A 1,019-nucleotide genomic window follows, 5' to 3' on the forward strand; every position below is an offset into this window, starting at 1 on the left:
CATTTGTTTGTCTTGCACAACGCCCAGAGACCAATCGGTGTTAGGGACTTGAGCAACATAAATCAGTTGGTCGCCTTGTTTTGGCCACGTGATTGTTTCTAGCTTCGCGTGTTGTGCCAAGTTGGCCATTTTATCGCGCGTCAGTTCTGGATTTAACGTGGTGAGCGGTTTCTGGCTGAGCTTTTCATCTTTATAAGCGACGAGGTTATTGTTGCCATCCACCAAAAACGCGAAGCCGTTGTTATCCAATTGGATATTCAACACTTCGTTGATGATGTCTGTGACGGCCAAGTCAGCGGCCAAGACGCCTTGTTTGTTTTGGTTAAACGCTTTGGCAAAGCTAACCACAATACTGCCATCAAAGTCTTGGTATGGCTCGGTAATGATCAGCCCAGATTGTGCCATCGCGTCTTGATACCAAGGGCGAGTTCGAGGGTCGTAATCGGAGGGCCATGATTCGCTTTTATCGCCGTAGGCAATAGTGCCGTCAGAGAATCCTGCGTAAACCGAGAGAAATTTCCCCGCGCGTTTGGTCAGCAATAACTCGCGATCTGCATCATCAGAACCGGCGATGATTTGTTCGTTAGCCAACATCATATCGCTACGAATTGAGAGCCAATCGCTGATATAACGGTTAGTCGACTCAGAAATATTCTGTATTTCTCGGTTGAGTGTGGATGTGGTTTCTTCGTGAAGTTGATTAACGGAAACCCAAGCTTGAACGCCACTTACGATGGCGATAATGACTGCGATAGCAATCTGGATTTTTAACTTAATGGTATTTCTCATTGTCTAACCTTTATAAACAGACAAAAAGATCAGTGTCACAACGTGTGACTCCAGAGGGTTTAGACGATTCAAGCACAGAGCGTTACATGAAAGGCTTTAGTGAATTTATCGACAGTTAGTGATGAAACTTGAGGCACATGGTGTGATTTTTATTCAGCAATGCAATGTTAAATCCCCATTCATCATGGTGTGCAAAGGGGAACGAAGTCGAGGTCATGGGAATGAAGGGG

1 protein-coding gene is annotated in these 1,019 nt (G+C 45.3%); it reads right to left on the reverse strand.

All coding sequences use genetic code 11. From position 1 onward, the window contains the following. On the reverse strand, positions 1-789 hold a 789-nt coding region (locus R7P69_RS25305), incomplete at its 3' end, for a cache domain-containing protein (protein ID WP_318121845.1). Positions 790-1,019 lie beyond the last annotated feature (230 nt).

Source organism: Vibrio sp. 661, from assembly GCF_033339315.1.
In the GTDB taxonomy this organism is placed as follows: Bacteria; Pseudomonadota; Gammaproteobacteria; order Enterobacterales; family Vibrionaceae; genus Vibrio; species Vibrio alginolyticus.